Here is a 17,087-nt window from a genome sequence, read left to right on the forward strand (position 1 = left end):
CTCCAATCTCACTACCAATAATTATACCAATATTATTATTTGAAACCTTAACCATATTTTACTTTATAATTTATTTGAAAGGCTTGATGACAATGAATAGCTATAGTTTTAAAAAAGTAAGTGAAAATATAATAGAAAAAATTGTAGAAGATAATAAGAACTTTTTATCTACTTCAAAAAACCCAAGTATAAAGTATTTATTCAGATTACCTCAAGGTCTTGTTGTAAATATATATACAACAAACACAATATTACTACAAGGTGATGAAATAGAGTTGTTTGCAAACAAATATGGATTAAAAATGGAAAACAAAGTGACAAACTCTATTTCAAATCAAAAAATAGCTCTTCCAAACATTGGGTGTGATGAAGTTGGAGTTGGTGATTTCTTTGGCCCTTTAGTTACTTGCTGTGTTTACATAGATAAGGACTTTGAAGTAAACTACCCTTCTTTAGCAAGTCAAATAACAGATTCAAAAAAAATAAATGACTTTAAAATAATAGATTTATTTGATCAGTTAAAAGACAAAATAACTTGAGAAGTTTATGTACTTGAAAACTCTAAATATAACAAAGCATATGATATCTATAGAAATACACATACTTTAAAAGCTATTTGTCATAACCAAGCTTTAAAAAGGATATTTAGAAATAATCCTGAGTTAGAAAAAACTCAGATTATAATGGATCAATTTGTAGATGAAAGAAATTACTATAAATACTTAGCAGATCAAGAAATAATAATAAAAAATATATACTTTGAAACAAAAGCAGAAGCAAAATATATTTCAGTTGCTTGTGCAAGTATTATAGCTAGGTATCACTTCTTAAAAGAAATTGAAAAACTAGAAAATGAATATGATGTTAAATTACCTTTAGGAGCCAATAATCACGTTAAAGCACTAGTTAATCAATATAAAAGTGAAAAACCTCAAGAAATTGATAAGTTTACTAAAATGCACTTCAATAGCAAAATATAAAAAAACCCAAATAATTGGGTTTTTTTTATTCTCAACGATGGACGCATTGAGAACTCAATGTATTAAACTAAATTAATACTTGAAATACAGAGTGCTAGTAAACTAACACATAAATATTATATTCCAAAATCTAAAAAAAAAAAAAAAAAGTTAGTTTTATAAAACTAATTTATAGTTACCTTAACTTCTTTTTTAAAGACAAATTCAACATTTGCTTCTTTAAGCATTTTTTTAGCTATTTTATTTTCAACAGTTTCATCATATTTATCAGATGAATAAATAATTCTTTTAATACCTGATTGTATTATGCTTTTTGTACACTCATTACAAGGAAATAAACTAGTGTAAATTTCACACCCTCTTACTGAGTCTTTTGAAGATAGAATAGCATTTAATTCCGCATGAACTATATAAGGATACTTAGTATCTTCAAGTTCACCTTCTCTACTTCAAGGATAATTATTGTCATCCAAACCTCTTGGAAGACCATTATAACCTGTTGAAACAACTTGTTTTAAGTCATTTACAATAACACAACCCACTTGAGTTGAAGGATCTTTACTTCTCATAGCATTAAGTTGTACCATAGCTAAGAAATAAGTGTCTCAATCTATATAATTATCTCTTTTTTTCATATTTAAATTCCTCAAGTAAATATACTTCAACCACCATTTGAGTTTTGACCTATATATCAATTTCAGTGATTATTTCAAAGTATTTCATTAGCTCTTTTTTCTGACATAAATCCATTAGCAACATAATAAAGTAATGTTGTAGCTGAATATATATCATGAGCTGGTGAGTAGTAGTTAATTAAAGATAAGGTTAGTGGTAAGAAGAAAGCTGCAACTAAAATAGTAATTGGCAGAATTATCAATTTATCCATATTTTCTTTTTTATAAGTACTTAACAAGTAAATACTTGCTGAAATTGCAGCCGATGCAATTATCATTATATATAAATATGCTTGTCCTAAAAATAAAGGATAAATAACTAAACAAAGTATTGGAAATATCATTCTATTTTTAGAAAACAATTGAATTGGTTCTCTTTTTTTATCTCAAGTTGTAACACCCAAAACACCAACAACACTTGCCATAAATCCTAATCCACCAGAGAAAACAGCTGTTTGAGATGGCATTGTAGCACTTACAAAGAAACCTACCAATGGATAAGTTATAAAGACTGCTAAAGCAAATTTTAAAGAACCTACTAACCCTTCAGTATAACGAGCTATTTTAATTGTTGCTCCAGTTAAGAAAAATATTTGAATTAAAGCCATCAAAAAACCATTTGAGTTTGCAGTAAATCCATATGTAAATATTCTTCATCATTGTCCACCAACAATAGTTAGGTTTCTATTTGTTGCTCCAAAGAATAAATCTAAATGAGGACCTATTTGACCTTGAAATCACATCATACTTAAAACCATTGTGATTAATGGCATTACAAAAAATACTGTTAGAAGCAACAGAGATATGGGACTATTTCTGTTCATTCTTGAAACGGCTTTTTTAAACTTAATGTTTGAAGATTTTGTTGGATCTTGTAAAATCTCAATCATTTCTTCATCTGAAATATTTTCTTCAACTTCATTTTTTTCAGCTTCTTTTAAAGAGTTTATTTTAGAAAAATATGGTTTTAGTTTAGTTTTTGAAGATTCTAAACTAGAAAAACTTAAAGTAGTTCCCTCTAAAGCAATATCTATATCTGTATCACTTATAGCTAAATTAAGTATTTCTATTTTTTCTCTTTTTTGTTCTTTTAAGTTTGCTTTTATTTCTTCTAAGTTTTTATCAGTTGTAACAGGTGAACCCACAGTTACTCTAATCACTTTGAATTTAGCTTTTGGATTAACTAAGTAAGATACATAATCATTACTGTATTGTTCCAAAGCCTTATATTTTTCAACTTTAACAAAATAGTGAACTAAATTAAGTTTTAATTCATTAAAATTTGTCATCTTTTACTCACCTATTCTTTAAACGTATTAATTTTATCATTAAATTCTTTTGGTAATTCACTTATTAAATCAATTTTTTCATTAGTTATTGGATGATTAAATGCCAATCTGTAAGCATGTAAGTATTGCCCAAACTCTTCTTCCATGTCTTTTCTAAATGCATATAAAGGATCTCCAACCACTGGATGCTTAATATATGACATGTGAACTCTAATTTGATGAGTTCTTCCAGTTTCAATAACACAACTTATTTTTGTATGGTTTTCATAACGTTCTAATACATTAAAGTTTGTAATGGCATGTTTTGAATTAACATCAGTTGTTGTCATTTTTTTACGATCCCCTCTATGTCTTCCAATTGGGGCATTTATTTTTCCAGCATTATGTTCTACAACACCATGAACTAAAGCAATATATTCTTTGTGGATTTCATTGTTTGCTAACATTTCTGTAAGTCTTTTATGAGCTTTATCATTTTTAGCAACAATCATTAATCCTGTTGTCATTTTATCAAGTCTGTGAACTATACCAGGACGAAGTACTCCACCAATTGAAGATAAGTCTTTTACTTTGAATAATAAACCATTTACTAAAGTACCACTTGGATTACCAGCTGCAGGGTGAACTACAAGACCATTTGGTTTATTAACTACCAATAAGTCTTTGTCTTGATATACAATTTCAAAATCTATATCTTCTGCTTTTGCTTCTAATTCTGTTGGTTCTTTTAAATTCATTTTAATAACATCATCTGTTAATAAATTGTATTTTACAGAAACAGGTTGTTCATTTACAAGTACATCATTAGATTCAATTAGTTTTTGAACATAACTTCTAGAAAAATCATATTCTTCTTTTAAGTAATCTGTTAAATATTTATCTAATCTTCCTGAGTCTTGTTCTAATTTAATTTCTAATTGTTCCATAATTTACCCCTTGTTTTTATATTCTTTTCACTCTTTTGAAATTTCTTTATGTTTTAATAAATATTCTTTGTAAGTGATTTTATCTTCTTTTTTAAAATCTAAACTATGATAGTATGCTTCAAAAAGAAGGTTTCTTTTATTTACAATATCACAATAGTATTCGTATTTTTCTTGGTTGCTTCTCTTCATTGTGTATTCTATTATTTCTAACACAACATAAACTAACACCATAACTATTATTATTCCTACAGCTATAGAAACTCAAGCATCAGCTAAGTTAAAAATATAAGCATCTGATCCAAATAACTTAAAATCAAATTGAAGAAAGTCAACAACCCCTCCTTTGATGCCCTCTTCCTTTGTTGCTGGAGCTCAAGATCTTGCAATTAAATTTGCAATACTTCCAGAGACCATTAAAGTAATTGGTATTAATCAGTATTTATTTTTGATAAAAATAAATACTGCAATTAACATGAGTGTAACTATAGCAGCTATTGAAACTGCTAAACCAATTTTTCCAGCATTCATACCATATGCTGCTCCAGGATTTATGATATAACTAAAATTAATAAAACCAGGAATAAACGTTGCAGTTGTTCCTTCAGTTTTCATTTCAGCCACCACAATAGCTTTACTGATTCAGTCTAAAGACACTAAAATTAGTATGAGTGGTAAACATCATACTAATTTGTATTTTCAAATATAATTATATGTTTTTAAGTTTGACTTAATGTTAAATATAAAGTCTTTCATTTTTTTCACACCTTAATTGATTACATCAAAACATCTTTGACAAATATCGTCGTTCAATTCATCAAAAATTGCTCAACACCTTTGACATTTTAACCCTTGTTTTAATTCTACACTAACATTTGCTACCTTAGAGTTAATTTCATTTTTAGATTCTAAAAAGTTTATTGAGTTAACGATTAAAATTTGATTTAAGTCTTCAATTTGTTTTATGAATTCAAATTCATTTTTTAATTCTAAAGTAACTACAGCTTCAAACCCTTTTTTAATGATTTTTTCATTTCTAGCTTTTTCTAAAGCTTCATTTACATCATCACGTAAATCTAAAACAGTTTTTCATCTAGAGTTAAATTCATCAGATTGTAAGAAGTTTTGTTCTCTTAAATCCAATAAGTGAATTGAATCTTCTTTTTCGATATTTTGAATATGTTGATATGCTTCTTCAGTTGTATGAATTAAAACTGGTTTTAGCATATCTAATAATGCTCAAAGTTGTTCATACATAACTGTTTGAACTTGTCTTCTTCTTGTAGAATTTGCAGCTTCAACATAAATAATGTCTTTAATAAAGTCTAAGTAGAATGACGATAAGTCATTTGCTACATAGTTGTTAATTAATTTAAACCCACTATTAAATGAATAGTTTTCCATTGCATTAAAGAATTTAGTTTTTGTTGCTGTTAAGTTATTTAGTGCAAACTTATCAACATCAGTTAAATCACTTTGATAATCTTTTTTAGGGTCAAAATCAACTAAGTTAGATAACATAAATCTAATTGTGTTTCTAATTTTTCTATATGATTCAGATACTTGTTTTAAGATTTCGCTTCCAATTCTTTGATCATCTGTAAAGTCAGTTGAAAATACTCAAAGTCTTAAAATATCTGCTCCAAGGTCATTTGCAATATCTAATGGGTCAATTGTGTTTCCAATTGATTTAGACATTTTTTTACCTTTTTCATCATTTGTCATACCATGAGTTATTAATTGTTTGTAAGCAGGTTTTCCATCATAAATTACAGAGTTAATCATTGATGAGTTAAATCATCCTCTATATTGATCATTTCCTTCTAAATAAACATCAAATGGTCTTTGTAATCCAAAGTTTTGTTCAATTGCTAAGTTTGAACTTCCTGAATCAAATCAAACATCAAGAATATCAGTTTCTTTTGTTCAACCCAATCCTTTAAATTGTTCTGGTAAGAAGTCATCTGCAGGTAATTCAAATCAAGCATTTGTTCCTTTTTGAGCAATTACTTCAATTGCAAAATCAACAATTTCTTTTGTTATTTGAGGTTGTTTTTCTTTATCAAAGAATGCAATAATTGGAACTCCTCATAATCTTTGACGAGAAATTGTTCAATCATTTCTATCTTTTATTATGTTTCTCAATCTTTCTTTAGATCATTCAGGATTTGTTTTTACATTATTAACAATAGCATTATCGATTTCTTCTTTTACATTTGAAAGACCAACAAATCATTGATGTGTTGCTCTATAAATAACTGGTTTTTTTGTTCTTCAGTCATGAGGATAAGAGTGTTTTACAAATTTAAGTTTTAATAATAACCCTTTTTCTTGTAAAGCCATACCAATTATTTTATTTGCATCTTCATAAAAAACTCCTTCTAATCTTGAATCTTTAACAGTTACATCAAATTTACCTTGATCATCAATTGGTGCAAAAGCTTTAATGTTGTGTTTTGTAACAATTTCAAAGTCATCTTCACCAAAACCTCCAGCAATATGAACTAAACCAGTTCCAGCTTCACTTGTTACATGGTGTCCAATAACTGTAAAACCAGTTTTATCTTCATATCAAGGATGTTGGTATTTAATATTTGTTAAATCAGTTCCTTTAAAAGTTTTAACCACATTTAAGTTTTCTCAACCAATTTGTTCTGAAACTGAATCGATTAAATCTTTTGCAACAATAAATTGTCTCTCATCGTTTTCTGGTTTAACAAGAACATATTCTAACTCTTCTCCTAAAGCAATTAATTGATTTGAAGGCATTGTTCAAGGAGTTGTGGTTCAAATAACAAGACAAGTGTTTTGCAATTCTTCATTTTCCAAAACAGGACAAGCAACAAAAATTGTTGGAGATTTAATTTCAGCATATTCAATTTCAGCTTCAGCTAATGCAGATTCACTTGATGGAGATCAATAAATAGGTTTTAAATCTCTATATACCAAATTTTTTTCAACCATTTTAGAAAATAATTTAAGTTCACTTAATTCAAAATCATCTGTTAATGTTATATATTTACAATCATAGTCAGTAAAAATACCCAATCTTCTGAATTGTTCAGATTGATTGGCAACTTGTTGTAAAGCATATTCTTTACATAAGTTTCTAAAATCAACTGGACTCATAGCTTTTCTATCAACTCCAGTTTTAGTTATTGCAGTTTCAATTGGTAAACCATGAGTATCTCATCCCATAATATAGGGTGAGTTATAACCTATTTGGCTTTTTCATCTAACAATAAAATCTTTTAAAATTTTATTTAAAGCATGACCAACGTGAATATTACCATTTGCATATGGTGGACCATCATGAAGAACAAAAGTTGGTTTATTCTTATTAGCTTCTAGTTTTCTTTTGTAAATATCTTTTTCTTTTCATTCATTTTGAATATTTGGCTCTTTTGTTTTTAAATCAGCTTTCATATCAAAACTAGTTTGATTTATAAGTAATGTATCTTTATAATTTTTTTCCATATTAATTAATTCCTTTCAAAATAAAAACGCTCCTAATAATAGGAGCGTTTTAACGCGGTACCATCCTAATTAAATAAACACAAAAAATAGATGTTTATTTATCTCAATTAGATTGTTAACGCTATCCTTGCGAGGAGTTCTACTGGGTATTGAACTTTTCTTCTCCTATTTAAAATAAGTGATAATCTAAATAAATTTTTGTTAATTCTCACCAACCATTAACTCTCTGTGAAAAAATTTTATTTAAACCTTGTCTTACTATTCTTGATTTGTTTTTAAATTTTCATTAATAACTCTACTTAAGTTTGAACCATATAAAAATTGTTTTGGTTCACTTGGTTTTTCATTAGATAATATTTGATCTATGTTAACACCAAAATAATTGAAACCTTTTATGTTTTTAAATGCTTCAGGTGAATCTTTTTTAAATTGTTCTAAAGCTATTTCTCAATTACTTTTGTTTTCAACAGATAAATCACCGCTTTTGAAACCAAAAGCACTTGATGTAGTTGAATATTCATTTGCCACACTAATTCTTATTGGTTTATTTGATAAATCAATAAATTTAGAGTTTTTAGATCAACTAGGATCTATTATAGCTCTTAAAGTTCCATAGAAATATGAAGCGTTTTCTATTTGAGGATTGTATTTTGTGCCAATCTTATCCCCTTTTTTAAATTTTTGACCGTCTATTTCAAAATCTTCTTGTGCTATTGCAAAGTTTTTTGGTCTTGTAATATTATACATAAGAAGTGTTATATCATCATATCAACCTTCCAATGAATCTATTAAAGGAATAACTGTAGCTTTGTTTCTATCTAAAGCATCTTTAAACATTCAAATCAATCTTGCTGAAATACTTAAGTAAAAATCTTTTCCAGACAGTCATCTTTCAACCATTATTTCTTTAACTGCTTGACATAAAGTTTCTTGACTTTCTCTGTTATATAGAGTTTCTCCAGCAACAGCTAAATCAATACCATCTAAACCAAATCCATCTAATATTGATTTTAATTTATCTTTTAATTCATCTTTTTGTTTTCAATTTCACAACATTCTATCTGCAGTTGCTCCACCAAAAGATGTAATAAATTTAACATCATCTGAATTTACTTTTTTATTTTTTCTATCTATAAGGAATTTAGAGTTTTGATTATCAAAACTTGGATCATTTAATTCTGGTGTTAATGTGAAATCATTCATAGCAATACTGTCAATTGCGTATTTACCAGCTTTAGTAAAAGTAGAAGAAATATTTATAATATCATAAGGGTTATTGTTAGATACTAATTTTTCTAATTTGGCATCCTTACCTTCTAAAGTAATATTTTTACCATTCACATCTAGAGTATTACCTCAGTTTCATCAAGTTCCTGATAAATTACTTTCTTTTTGAGCAATTGGATTTTTAGCTTTTTCAATTACTTCTGGTGTTGCTTTAAAAGTAACTTGTGTTCTACCTTTTAAAACTCTAGAGTATTCAGAAGTTCTTATAGTTGCAACATAAGTATCACCAGAATCAGCATCTATTTCACTTGAAGTTAATTTAGTTATACTTGTATGATCAAATCTCATACTTGCTAAATTTTCAATGTCTTTTTGTCTATTTTCAATGTTTGAAGAATTTATACCGTTAACTTCTGCTATTTTTTTTATTATTTCTTTTTGGTTAACTTCTGTCATTTGCCCAAGATTTCATTTGTAATTTAAAGAATTTATACCACTTGTTTTTACAGCACATGAAACAACTGTTGTGCTTGTTGTTGAAACAACAAATGAAACAGCTGCTAAAATTGATAGTAATTTTTTCATATAAATTCTCCTTTTAGAATAATTATACCTCAAAAAAAATGGCAATTACATAATATTAATTGCCTTTATTTTTTAATTTTTTCAATTACTTCATCTAAAAATTCATTTATTTGTTGATCTCTATTGTTTATGAAGTGTGCATTTTTATCTAAAAACTCTTCTAAATATTTAACAAATTCTAAAGGATTTTTTTCTATATTTAATAGAACATCTTCTATATCTTTTTTAAAATCATGAGCCAAAGTAATTGATTTAGATATTATTATCTCTGCATTTTTTCTAGCTATTTCATATACACTTTTAGTTCTTTCCAAACCAGTTTTTGTATACTCTTCTCTCTTTTTGTAGTTTTCAAGTTCTTTTTCTAAAGACTCTATTTTCTTTTGTAGTTCAAAGTTATCCATTAGATTTTACCTTCAAAGTTTCAATTTAGAGATATTTCAGCTGTCTTTTTAAATTTTTCTCTGTATTTTTCATTTTGACTAACAATTATATTAAATATTAAGTCAAATATAATCATTTCCCCAGGAACAGAAGATATTGAAGGATATTTTATTTTGTCATTACTAATTGTTTGAGTTTCAATCAAACTTATTTTGTTTACATCAATTTCATTCTCTAAATGCTCAATTGTTATTTCTTTATCTGCTGTTAAAACCAACATAGGAATGTTTTTGTTATAAGTTCACTTAATTGATTCAATTATTTCTTTTGTTCAACCCGTTCTTGTAATAAAGATTGCAAAGTCACTTTCATCAAAAAATATTGTTCTTTGTACATAGTTGTGAATGTTTGAAACATTTTGAGCCATTATATTTATTCTTGATAAATTTAAAACAAAAGAACTAGCACTAATTTGTTGTTGTTCTAAACCAAAAATAATAACTCTTTTTGAAGAGTATATTTTCTTAGATATTTCCTCTATTTCTTTTATATCAATACTGTTTAATGTTTCATTAATAGTATAAATTGCAGCTCCTCTAACGTTATGAATTATTTCTTCTATAGTATTATTTTCTCCCAATTTATAATAACCACTTTGCATACGTGATTTTTCATAAACAAACATTTGAGTTGATTTAAAAGATTTAAATCCTAATTTTTGACAAACCCTTGTCATTGTTGAAGGACTTACATTACTTTCCTTTGAAACTTCTTGAATTGAGTGTGTACAGAAAAAATCTGGATCATTATTAATTAAGTTTAATATTGAACTTTCTGTAGAGTTTAATTTTCCATCTTCTAAATCTATTATTTTCATTTCTTATTTCCTTCTTTTTTCATAAGTCTTTTACTTTGAGCACTTTTTATATATCTAGAGTTTAAATCAGTTTCTTCAAGGTGTTTTTTTCTTAACTCTTTTAGTTCACTGATACTTGAACATTTTTTAATATCTTTTATGTAATCAGAAGATAATTTAAGAACAACACTTGTTCCATAAATATCTACTTTTGTTTTTCTTACATTAACTATTATAAATGTTATTAAACAAAATGAAAGTATTAATATCATTGCATAAGTTACTGCAAATGGTATTGCAAGATTTTCACCCAATCTAAAGTCAACTTTATATTTACCATCAATTCCAGCATAGTTTAAATTTGTTGCATTAACTCATCCAGCTTGCATGACATTTAACATATATCTTTGAGGTAAAAAATACAAGATTATATTTAATCAAGAAATTTTAGCAATAACTTCATATGGGAAAGCACAACCAAGTAAGTTATATGAAAATAAGTATATTAAAGAAACATATATAGTTCCTGTAATTGTTGATTTTACATATATGAATATTGAATAACTTATAATAACAGAAAGCAATCATAAACTAATTGCTCCAAAAATAAACATAGCTCAGTTAACTCCTGAAAATAATGATCTTTGATCGTTGAAAAATATTATTGTTAATAACATTAGTATTAATGTAATTACAAAATTTATTGTAAAGTTAGCTAAAATATTTGCTGCTGGCCTAATAAACACATTTAATCCAGTGTTATTTATCCTACCTATAAAACCAGTATTTTTATTATTAGAAAGTGTTCTGTGAAATGTATGAACTCCGTTCCTAACTATTAAAGTACCTATAGCAGATGCAAATAAGAATGGGTTGTCACTTTTAAAAGTTAATCAAATAAATAATGTGAAAATAACTAGAAAAACTCCCAAAAACATATTTATGGGAGAATATACAAAAGTCTTTAAAGATAATAAATATAAATCTCTAAAGGTTCTTAAGTTATTATGTAATTTTATTTGATTACTATTTTTTTTCATTCCTTTGTTTACCTCTTAATATTTTTTTCTTTTCTTTTATTTCTGTTGTTAATTTTTTGATATCTAAGATATCATTTAATTCTTCAATTGAACTAGCTTTTTTAATACTTGAAATAATTGCCATATGTTTCATTGTGCTTGAATATTTTTGAAATTTCTTATTTTCATATTCAAATTTTTTAACAAATATAAAGATAAGAGCAATAATAAGTATTACTATTATTGCAAAAGAAACTAAATAAGGTATTCAAAAGTTTCCATTATATCAAAAATCATTTTCTTGCATTTTGATATCACCAACCCAGCCTGAAGCCATTATATTTAAGAAATATCTTTGTGGTAAGAAAAACCCGATTATCATAACAAATTTATTCTCTTCTAATAGGTTTCAAGGAATACCAAGACCCAAAAGAAACACTGGTAAAAAATAAAATAAGTTAGCAATTACTGAAGCTCATTCATATTTTTTTGTAGTAAAAACAATTATTAAAGCAATTAAGTTTGAAGATATGGAAAGCAATAAGAATCCAAGCAAGAATATAAATCAATTTATATTCCCTAAGTATATTCTTTGATTTGCAAAAAGCATACCAATTGCAAACATAAATATAGCAACAATTATATTTACTAATTGATTAAATAATATTATAGTTCCAAAAACGAAAGTTTTAGATATACTTGTTGAAAACAATTTTTCAAAAAACAATGTATGTTTAAAGTCATATAAAGTTTTAACAAAATTAAATAAGCAGTTTCTAATAACACTAATACCGATCGCACTAGCTAAAATAAAGTCATCAATTTTAACAATTGATTCGCCCTCTGTACTTTCACCAACAGGTGCATTTTTGAAAGCAAGTCATATAATAAGTGTTAAAGTAGTTATTATTCAACCAGAAAAAATTACAAAAGCGTCTTTTTTGTAATTTGAAAGTTGCATTGAAAATATTATTTTAAAAACACTTCATCTAGTTGATCTCATAATAACTCCTTCTATTTATTTTTACGTTCTTGTTTTTGTTGTTTTTTAATTATTTTATTTTCAAGTTTCATAACCTTGATTTCTTCTTGAATATATTTTTTCTTCAAAGCAGAAAGTTGTTCTAACTCTTTTTTTGATAGCTGAGCAGTTAACTCAGTTGCATAGGCTATATATTTATTAGATTTAAAACTTTTATATAAATCATGAGTTAAGTAATTTAAAAACTTTTCAGTTTTTGTAAAAAACATTAAAGCTGATTTTTTATACTTAACTTTAGGATCTAACTTATTTATTTTTTTCTTAGTATTTTTAAATATTTTTATAAGCATTTTAGTATGTAAAATAACTTGATCAATATTTTTTCTGTTTATAGCAGTTGAAAGTAAGTGTTCAAGAATGCTGTGTAACTCATTTAAGTGAAAATCTATATTTCTTATTTCAATTATGTATGGTTCATTTTCAAAATCAGCATTTTTTTCTAAGAAAATATTATACTTATCTCTAAATAACTCTACATTAGTTTCAAATTTTTTAATTATAGGTTTAAATAAAGGATCTGGTTTAACTGTTATTTCATTTTCTTTAATAGCATCCATTATGCTTAAAGAATATTTTTCAAAAGTTAAATTTTTATCTCAATCAGTTATGTAGTCATCAGATATAATAAATCCTGTTTCTAAAACTATAACTCTTTGACAAAGTATTTCAAAAGTTGAATCATCAGGTGAAATAACTACAAATGTTGCGTTGTTTTCTTCTTTGTATTCTCTTAAAAAATTAAGAATTTTTATTTTAAAGTCCAATCCTATAGATGAAGAAACTTCATCTAAAACAACAAGTTCTGGTTTATTTATTATGGCTAAAGCAATAGAAAATAATTGTAATCAAGAAGTATTACATGATGTTAGAGTTTTATTTCATCTTGATTCAATACCAAAAACATTAACTATATCATCTATTCATTTTTTATCATTTACATTGTGAATATTTTTGTATAAATTGAATACTTCTTTTACAGTAAAACCATCAGGTCATGAAGTTTGTCTAAACTGAAACCCTATGTTTGCCATAACATTATCATCACTAAAGTTATATTCAATAACTCCTCCAGATTGTTTGATTTGACTTGCTATCAATCTACCTAAAACACTTTTTCCAGATTGATTAGGTCCAATTATAGCAACCCCTTCTCCTTTATAAATTTTTAAGTTAATTTTTTTTATAGCTCAAACTGTTTTATTAAAAATTTTAGAGACATTCTCTAATGATACGCATAATTCTTTGTTTTCCATTTTTAAATATCTCCTTTGTTATTTGTTTATAAAATTATATACAAGTTTTCAATACATTTCTGTATGTAAAAGTTGTGTTCTTATGTGTTCTCCTGTTTGAAAAATATGCAAAACATCTTTTGCATCTAAAACTTTTCTTAGGTTATAAAATTTTTCACTATCTTGATAATCAGTAACAACATCTTTTTTAGAATGAAGATAAAGTATTGGGAAAGTTTTTTCACATAACGCTATCTTATAAGTTAATGTGTCTTGATCTATATTTATTTTATATTTATTATTATATACTTTATAAACTTCCTCTAATACCTTATCTAAAATATTTCCTATAATAGGACCACCTATTGAATTGATTATTCTTTTTAAAACTTTTTTAGTTTCAAAATAGGGAGAGTCTGCAACTCCAAATTTAACATTAAATTTTTTACACTCTTCAGATAAAGCAAATCTATTTACAGTATGTGCTCCCATTGAAAAACCAATTAAACCAAATTCTTTTCCTTTTAATTGTTCTTTAACAAAAGTTATTGCACTTAATAAATCTTTTTCTTCATTTATACCCATTGTTATAAGAGCATCATCTGACTCTCCATGATTTCTAAAGTCGAAAGAAAAAATATTATATCCAAGTTTATTAAAATAGTAACTTGCTATTGTAGAAGATTCTTTAGAAGAAGAAAAACCATGACAAGCAATTATTCATTTATTTGTTTTAACTTCATTTAAGTGATAAATACCTACCAAATTTTTTGTATCAAAAGATTTAAATTCAACTCTTTTAAAGTTTCTCACATCTAAGTTTAAAACTTCTTCATCTTTAGTTTCTTCAAAAACAGCTTGTTGGTATAAACTAAGTAAATTAATATAACCATTGTTTTTATAAATATCAAAGTTATCTCTATTTCTGTTATTGATCATATCAATTACTTTTTGAATTATTTTTTCGTTCATTTTTTTTATACCCCTTGCTTACTTAATAGTATAAAAAAAATCTACATAAATGTAGATTTTTTAAAATATTTATTAGTTAGATTTTATTGGATTTCCATTTTCGTCAGTTTTCACTTTTCAATGAGCACCTTTTCTGTTTTTAATTCAATCTTCACTAACTATTTTTTTAGCCTTTTCATAAGCTTCTAAAGAATCTTTATAATATTCTCTGTTCCCTAATTGTGAATCCATTTCAACATTATAAAGTTTAAATTGAGCTGTACCAAATGATTCATATGATTTTGTATATGGTTTTAAGTAGTTAACAGTTCAAACTTTAGGCATTGCTTTTGTATATAAAGGTAAAGCAAGGAATTGATCATAGAAGAAATTGTATTCTTGTTCAGCAAAACCTTTATATCTTGCATCTGGTTCACTAACTTGTGTATCAACTTGTTTGTAACCTTCTGAATAAGATTCAAAAGCACTTAGTAAATCTTTTGTAGCTTTTGTTTTTAACTCAGGGTTTGCCAATACATAATTATTTCCTTCAACAGTACCTTCATAAGATGATTCTCCATTAGATTTTTTACTTTTGAATAATCTTGAAGTCCCATTATATCCTCTATATGGACCAGTTAAAGTAACTGTTTCCAAGAAAGATGATGGATCTTTGTAGTCAGGAGATCAACCACTCATGAATAAGTCAGTTGCTCCTTTTGAACCTTCAGTTTTATATTCATCTGTTGATGACATTGTTTTTGTTTCAATGTAAATAGGATTACCACTTTTTGCATTGAATTTTTTCATCATTAGATTTATATAAGGGTTCATAGAAGTGTTATTTGAAGGTGAAAGAATAAGTTTTAGAACAACTCTTTCTCCTTGATAACCTTTAATTTCTGTTGTTTGTATATCATTTTCATTAATAAAAGTTTTAATATCTTCTACTAGTTTTGCTTCTGATTTATTAACTAATTCTTGGCTTTTTCCCATATATGGGTCTTGACCATCATCTAAAACAGTTAAATTATTTGAAGCTTCAACAGAACTATTTTTTGTAGTGTTTTCTACATATTCTGCTGCAACATATTTTGTATAATCTACTCCAAGATGTTCAGATACACCTGTTCCTGTATAAGTATTTCTTAACATTTGAGATTTACCTGGTTTACCATCTTCACCTAATTCATCAATAGTTTTTGAAAAGTATCTAACAAATTCTGATCTATCTAAAGCAGTAGACATATAAGCTCTTGCATCTTTAGATTGTAATAATTTCGAAGCACTTAAAGCTCTTTGTTTTTCTGCAGCTCCCGCACTACCATCAATATTTGCATTATAGTAGTTGTAAACTAACAAATATGAACCAGCTTTATCTGGTGACTGAATTTCATATGCAGATCCAAAGTTTGGATTTTCATATGCTTCTCCACCTTTACCTATATATTTATTTCAACCTTTTAAGTCATCTGATTTAAGTTCAAATCAAGAAGATGAACCAGATTCAAATAAAGTTCTTTCTTTTGAAGCAGAAGCTCCATCCACATAGTTAAAGTGTAATTCTTCAATATTTGTACTATCTTTTAATGCATAGTGATTATTTTTCTTAAGTATTATTTCAGAGTTTGCATCAGCTTGATAAGTATAATATGCTCCATTAAATAAAGCATCTTGATATTTAACGACAGCATCCTTGTATGAATCTGGTATTGGTGAGAACACTGAATAAGTAAGTAAACTTTCAAAGTATGGTGCTTGTTTAGTAAGTTCAAATACTATTGTATCGTTTGAACCATCTTTTTGACCAGCATGTATACCAAAATATTTACCATCACTTGTTTGTGTTTTTCCTCTAATAATATCTTTTGCTTCTTCTTCTTTATCATCTTTAAATAATTGTTGAACTTCAGCTCCACCTTGTATAAATGAAACTCATAATTCAGAAACGTCTGAATTATTTGAAGGATTTAAAGCATATTCTGCTGCACTTAAAACACCATCAAGAACTATATTTTCTCTATTAGCTTCGACAATATTTCCCTTTGTATTAACTCAATTCATTTCTCTCATTGCATAAGTTCATTTTCTACCACCGTCTTCCATTTTACCAACGTGACCCTTTGAACCATTTTCTTCTCCATATTCACTTATTGCTAGAGAACCAAATATTCTTCCATATTGATCAGTTGATAAGAATGTGTCATAAGTATTAGATCATATTCTTGAATCTTCTGCTTGCATAGAGTGAGCTGTATTTCAACTTGAAACGTTTAAAGTATAGTTTCCATAATATTTAGTTTTATCAACTATTCTGTTTAAAATTGCATCAAAAGAAGCAGCCCCACAAGAAACAACAGAAGATGAGATCATTGTTGTTGCAAGTCCTAAACCTAGTAGTCCAAGTGTTTTTTTATATCATATTGACATTTTAATCTTCCTTTCGTT

At 26.6% G+C, this 17,087-nt stretch carries 14 protein-coding genes; 1 reads left to right on the forward strand and 13 read right to left on the reverse strand.

Features of this window, described 5'->3' with window-relative positions:
- Positions 1–92 precede the first annotated feature (92 nt).
- Positions 93–980, forward strand: coding sequence for a ribonuclease HIII (gene rnhC / locus AACL10_RS03415; protein WP_338984590.1), 888 nt, complete (start codon positions 93–95; stop codon positions 978–980).
- A gap of 164 nt (positions 981–1,144) precedes the next feature.
- On the opposite strand, the gene AACL10_RS03420 is transcribed toward rnhC, so the two are convergent.
- From AACL10_RS03420 to AACL10_RS03480, 13 genes are all read right to left on the reverse strand, one after another.
- Entirely contained in the window at positions 1,145–1,615 is a 471-nt protein-coding gene (locus tag AACL10_RS03420; protein WP_338984592.1) for a dCMP deaminase family protein, read from the reverse strand.
- A 2-nt stretch (positions 1,616–1,617) separates the two neighbouring features.
- Complete coding sequence (locus tag AACL10_RS03425; RefSeq protein WP_338984594.1) at positions 1,618–2,943, reverse strand: hypothetical protein; 1,326 nt, start codon at positions 2,941–2,943, stop codon at positions 1,618–1,620.
- A gap of 11 nt (positions 2,944–2,954) precedes the next feature.
- Positions 2,955–3,869, reverse strand: coding sequence for an RluA family pseudouridine synthase (locus AACL10_RS03430; protein WP_338984596.1), 915 nt, complete (start codon positions 3,867–3,869; stop codon positions 2,955–2,957).
- Between the two features lie 3 nt (positions 3,870–3,872).
- The gene (locus AACL10_RS03435; protein ID WP_338984598.1) at positions 3,873–4,622 is read right to left on the reverse strand and encodes a signal peptidase II; all 750 of its coding nucleotides are present in this window, start codon (positions 4,620–4,622) and stop codon (positions 3,873–3,875) included.
- 12 nt (positions 4,623–4,634) lie between these two features.
- The gene (gene ileS, locus AACL10_RS03440) at positions 4,635–7,343 is read right to left on the reverse strand and encodes an isoleucine--tRNA ligase (protein WP_338984600.1); all 2,709 of its coding nucleotides are present in this window, start codon (positions 7,341–7,343) and stop codon (positions 4,635–4,637) included.
- Between the two features lie 258 nt (positions 7,344–7,601).
- Complete coding sequence (locus AACL10_RS03445) at positions 7,602–9,155, reverse strand: lipoprotein (protein WP_338984602.1); 1,554 nt, start codon at positions 9,153–9,155, stop codon at positions 7,602–7,604.
- 65 nt (positions 9,156–9,220) lie between these two features.
- Positions 9,221–9,559 carry a hypothetical protein gene (locus AACL10_RS03450; RefSeq protein ID WP_338984604.1) on the reverse strand — a complete coding sequence of 113 codons (339 nt, stop codon included), beginning with the start codon at positions 9,557–9,559 and terminating at the stop codon, positions 9,221–9,223.
- Positions 9,559–10,416 (reverse strand): MurR/RpiR family transcriptional regulator, encoded by an 858-nt coding sequence (locus AACL10_RS03455; RefSeq protein ID WP_338984606.1) that lies wholly within the window; start codon positions 10,414–10,416, stop codon positions 9,559–9,561. Before AACL10_RS03455 ends, AACL10_RS03450 begins: the two co-directional genes overlap by 1 nt.
- A complete protein-coding gene (locus AACL10_RS03460) occupies positions 10,407–11,435 on the reverse strand; it encodes a hypothetical protein (protein ID WP_338984608.1) in 1,029 nt (342 codons plus the stop codon). The genes AACL10_RS03455 and AACL10_RS03460 overlap by 10 nt, the downstream gene beginning before the upstream one ends.
- Positions 11,422–12,417, reverse strand: coding sequence for an ABC transporter permease (locus AACL10_RS03465; protein WP_338984609.1), 996 nt, complete (start codon positions 12,415–12,417; stop codon positions 11,422–11,424). Before AACL10_RS03465 ends, AACL10_RS03460 begins: the two co-directional genes overlap by 14 nt.
- Positions 12,418–12,428: 11 nt before the next feature.
- Positions 12,429–13,709: an ATP-binding cassette domain-containing protein gene (locus AACL10_RS03470; protein ID WP_338984611.1), complete on the reverse strand. Its 1,281-nt coding sequence runs from the start codon at positions 13,707–13,709 to the stop codon at positions 12,429–12,431.
- A gap of 18 nt (positions 13,710–13,727) precedes the next feature.
- Positions 13,728–14,660 carry an alpha/beta hydrolase gene (locus AACL10_RS03475; protein ID WP_338984613.1) on the reverse strand — a complete coding sequence of 311 codons (933 nt, stop codon included), beginning with the start codon at positions 14,658–14,660 and terminating at the stop codon, positions 13,728–13,730.
- A 72-nt stretch (positions 14,661–14,732) separates the two neighbouring features.
- Positions 14,733–17,069: an ABC transporter substrate-binding protein gene (locus AACL10_RS03480; protein WP_338984615.1), complete on the reverse strand. Its 2,337-nt coding sequence runs from the start codon at positions 17,067–17,069 to the stop codon at positions 14,733–14,735.
- Positions 17,070–17,087: the final 18 nt, after the last annotated feature.

This window comes from Spiroplasma endosymbiont of Diplazon laetatorius, assembly GCF_964019625.1.
GTDB lineage: Bacteria > Bacillota_I > Bacilli_A > Mycoplasmatales > Mycoplasmataceae > Spiroplasma_A.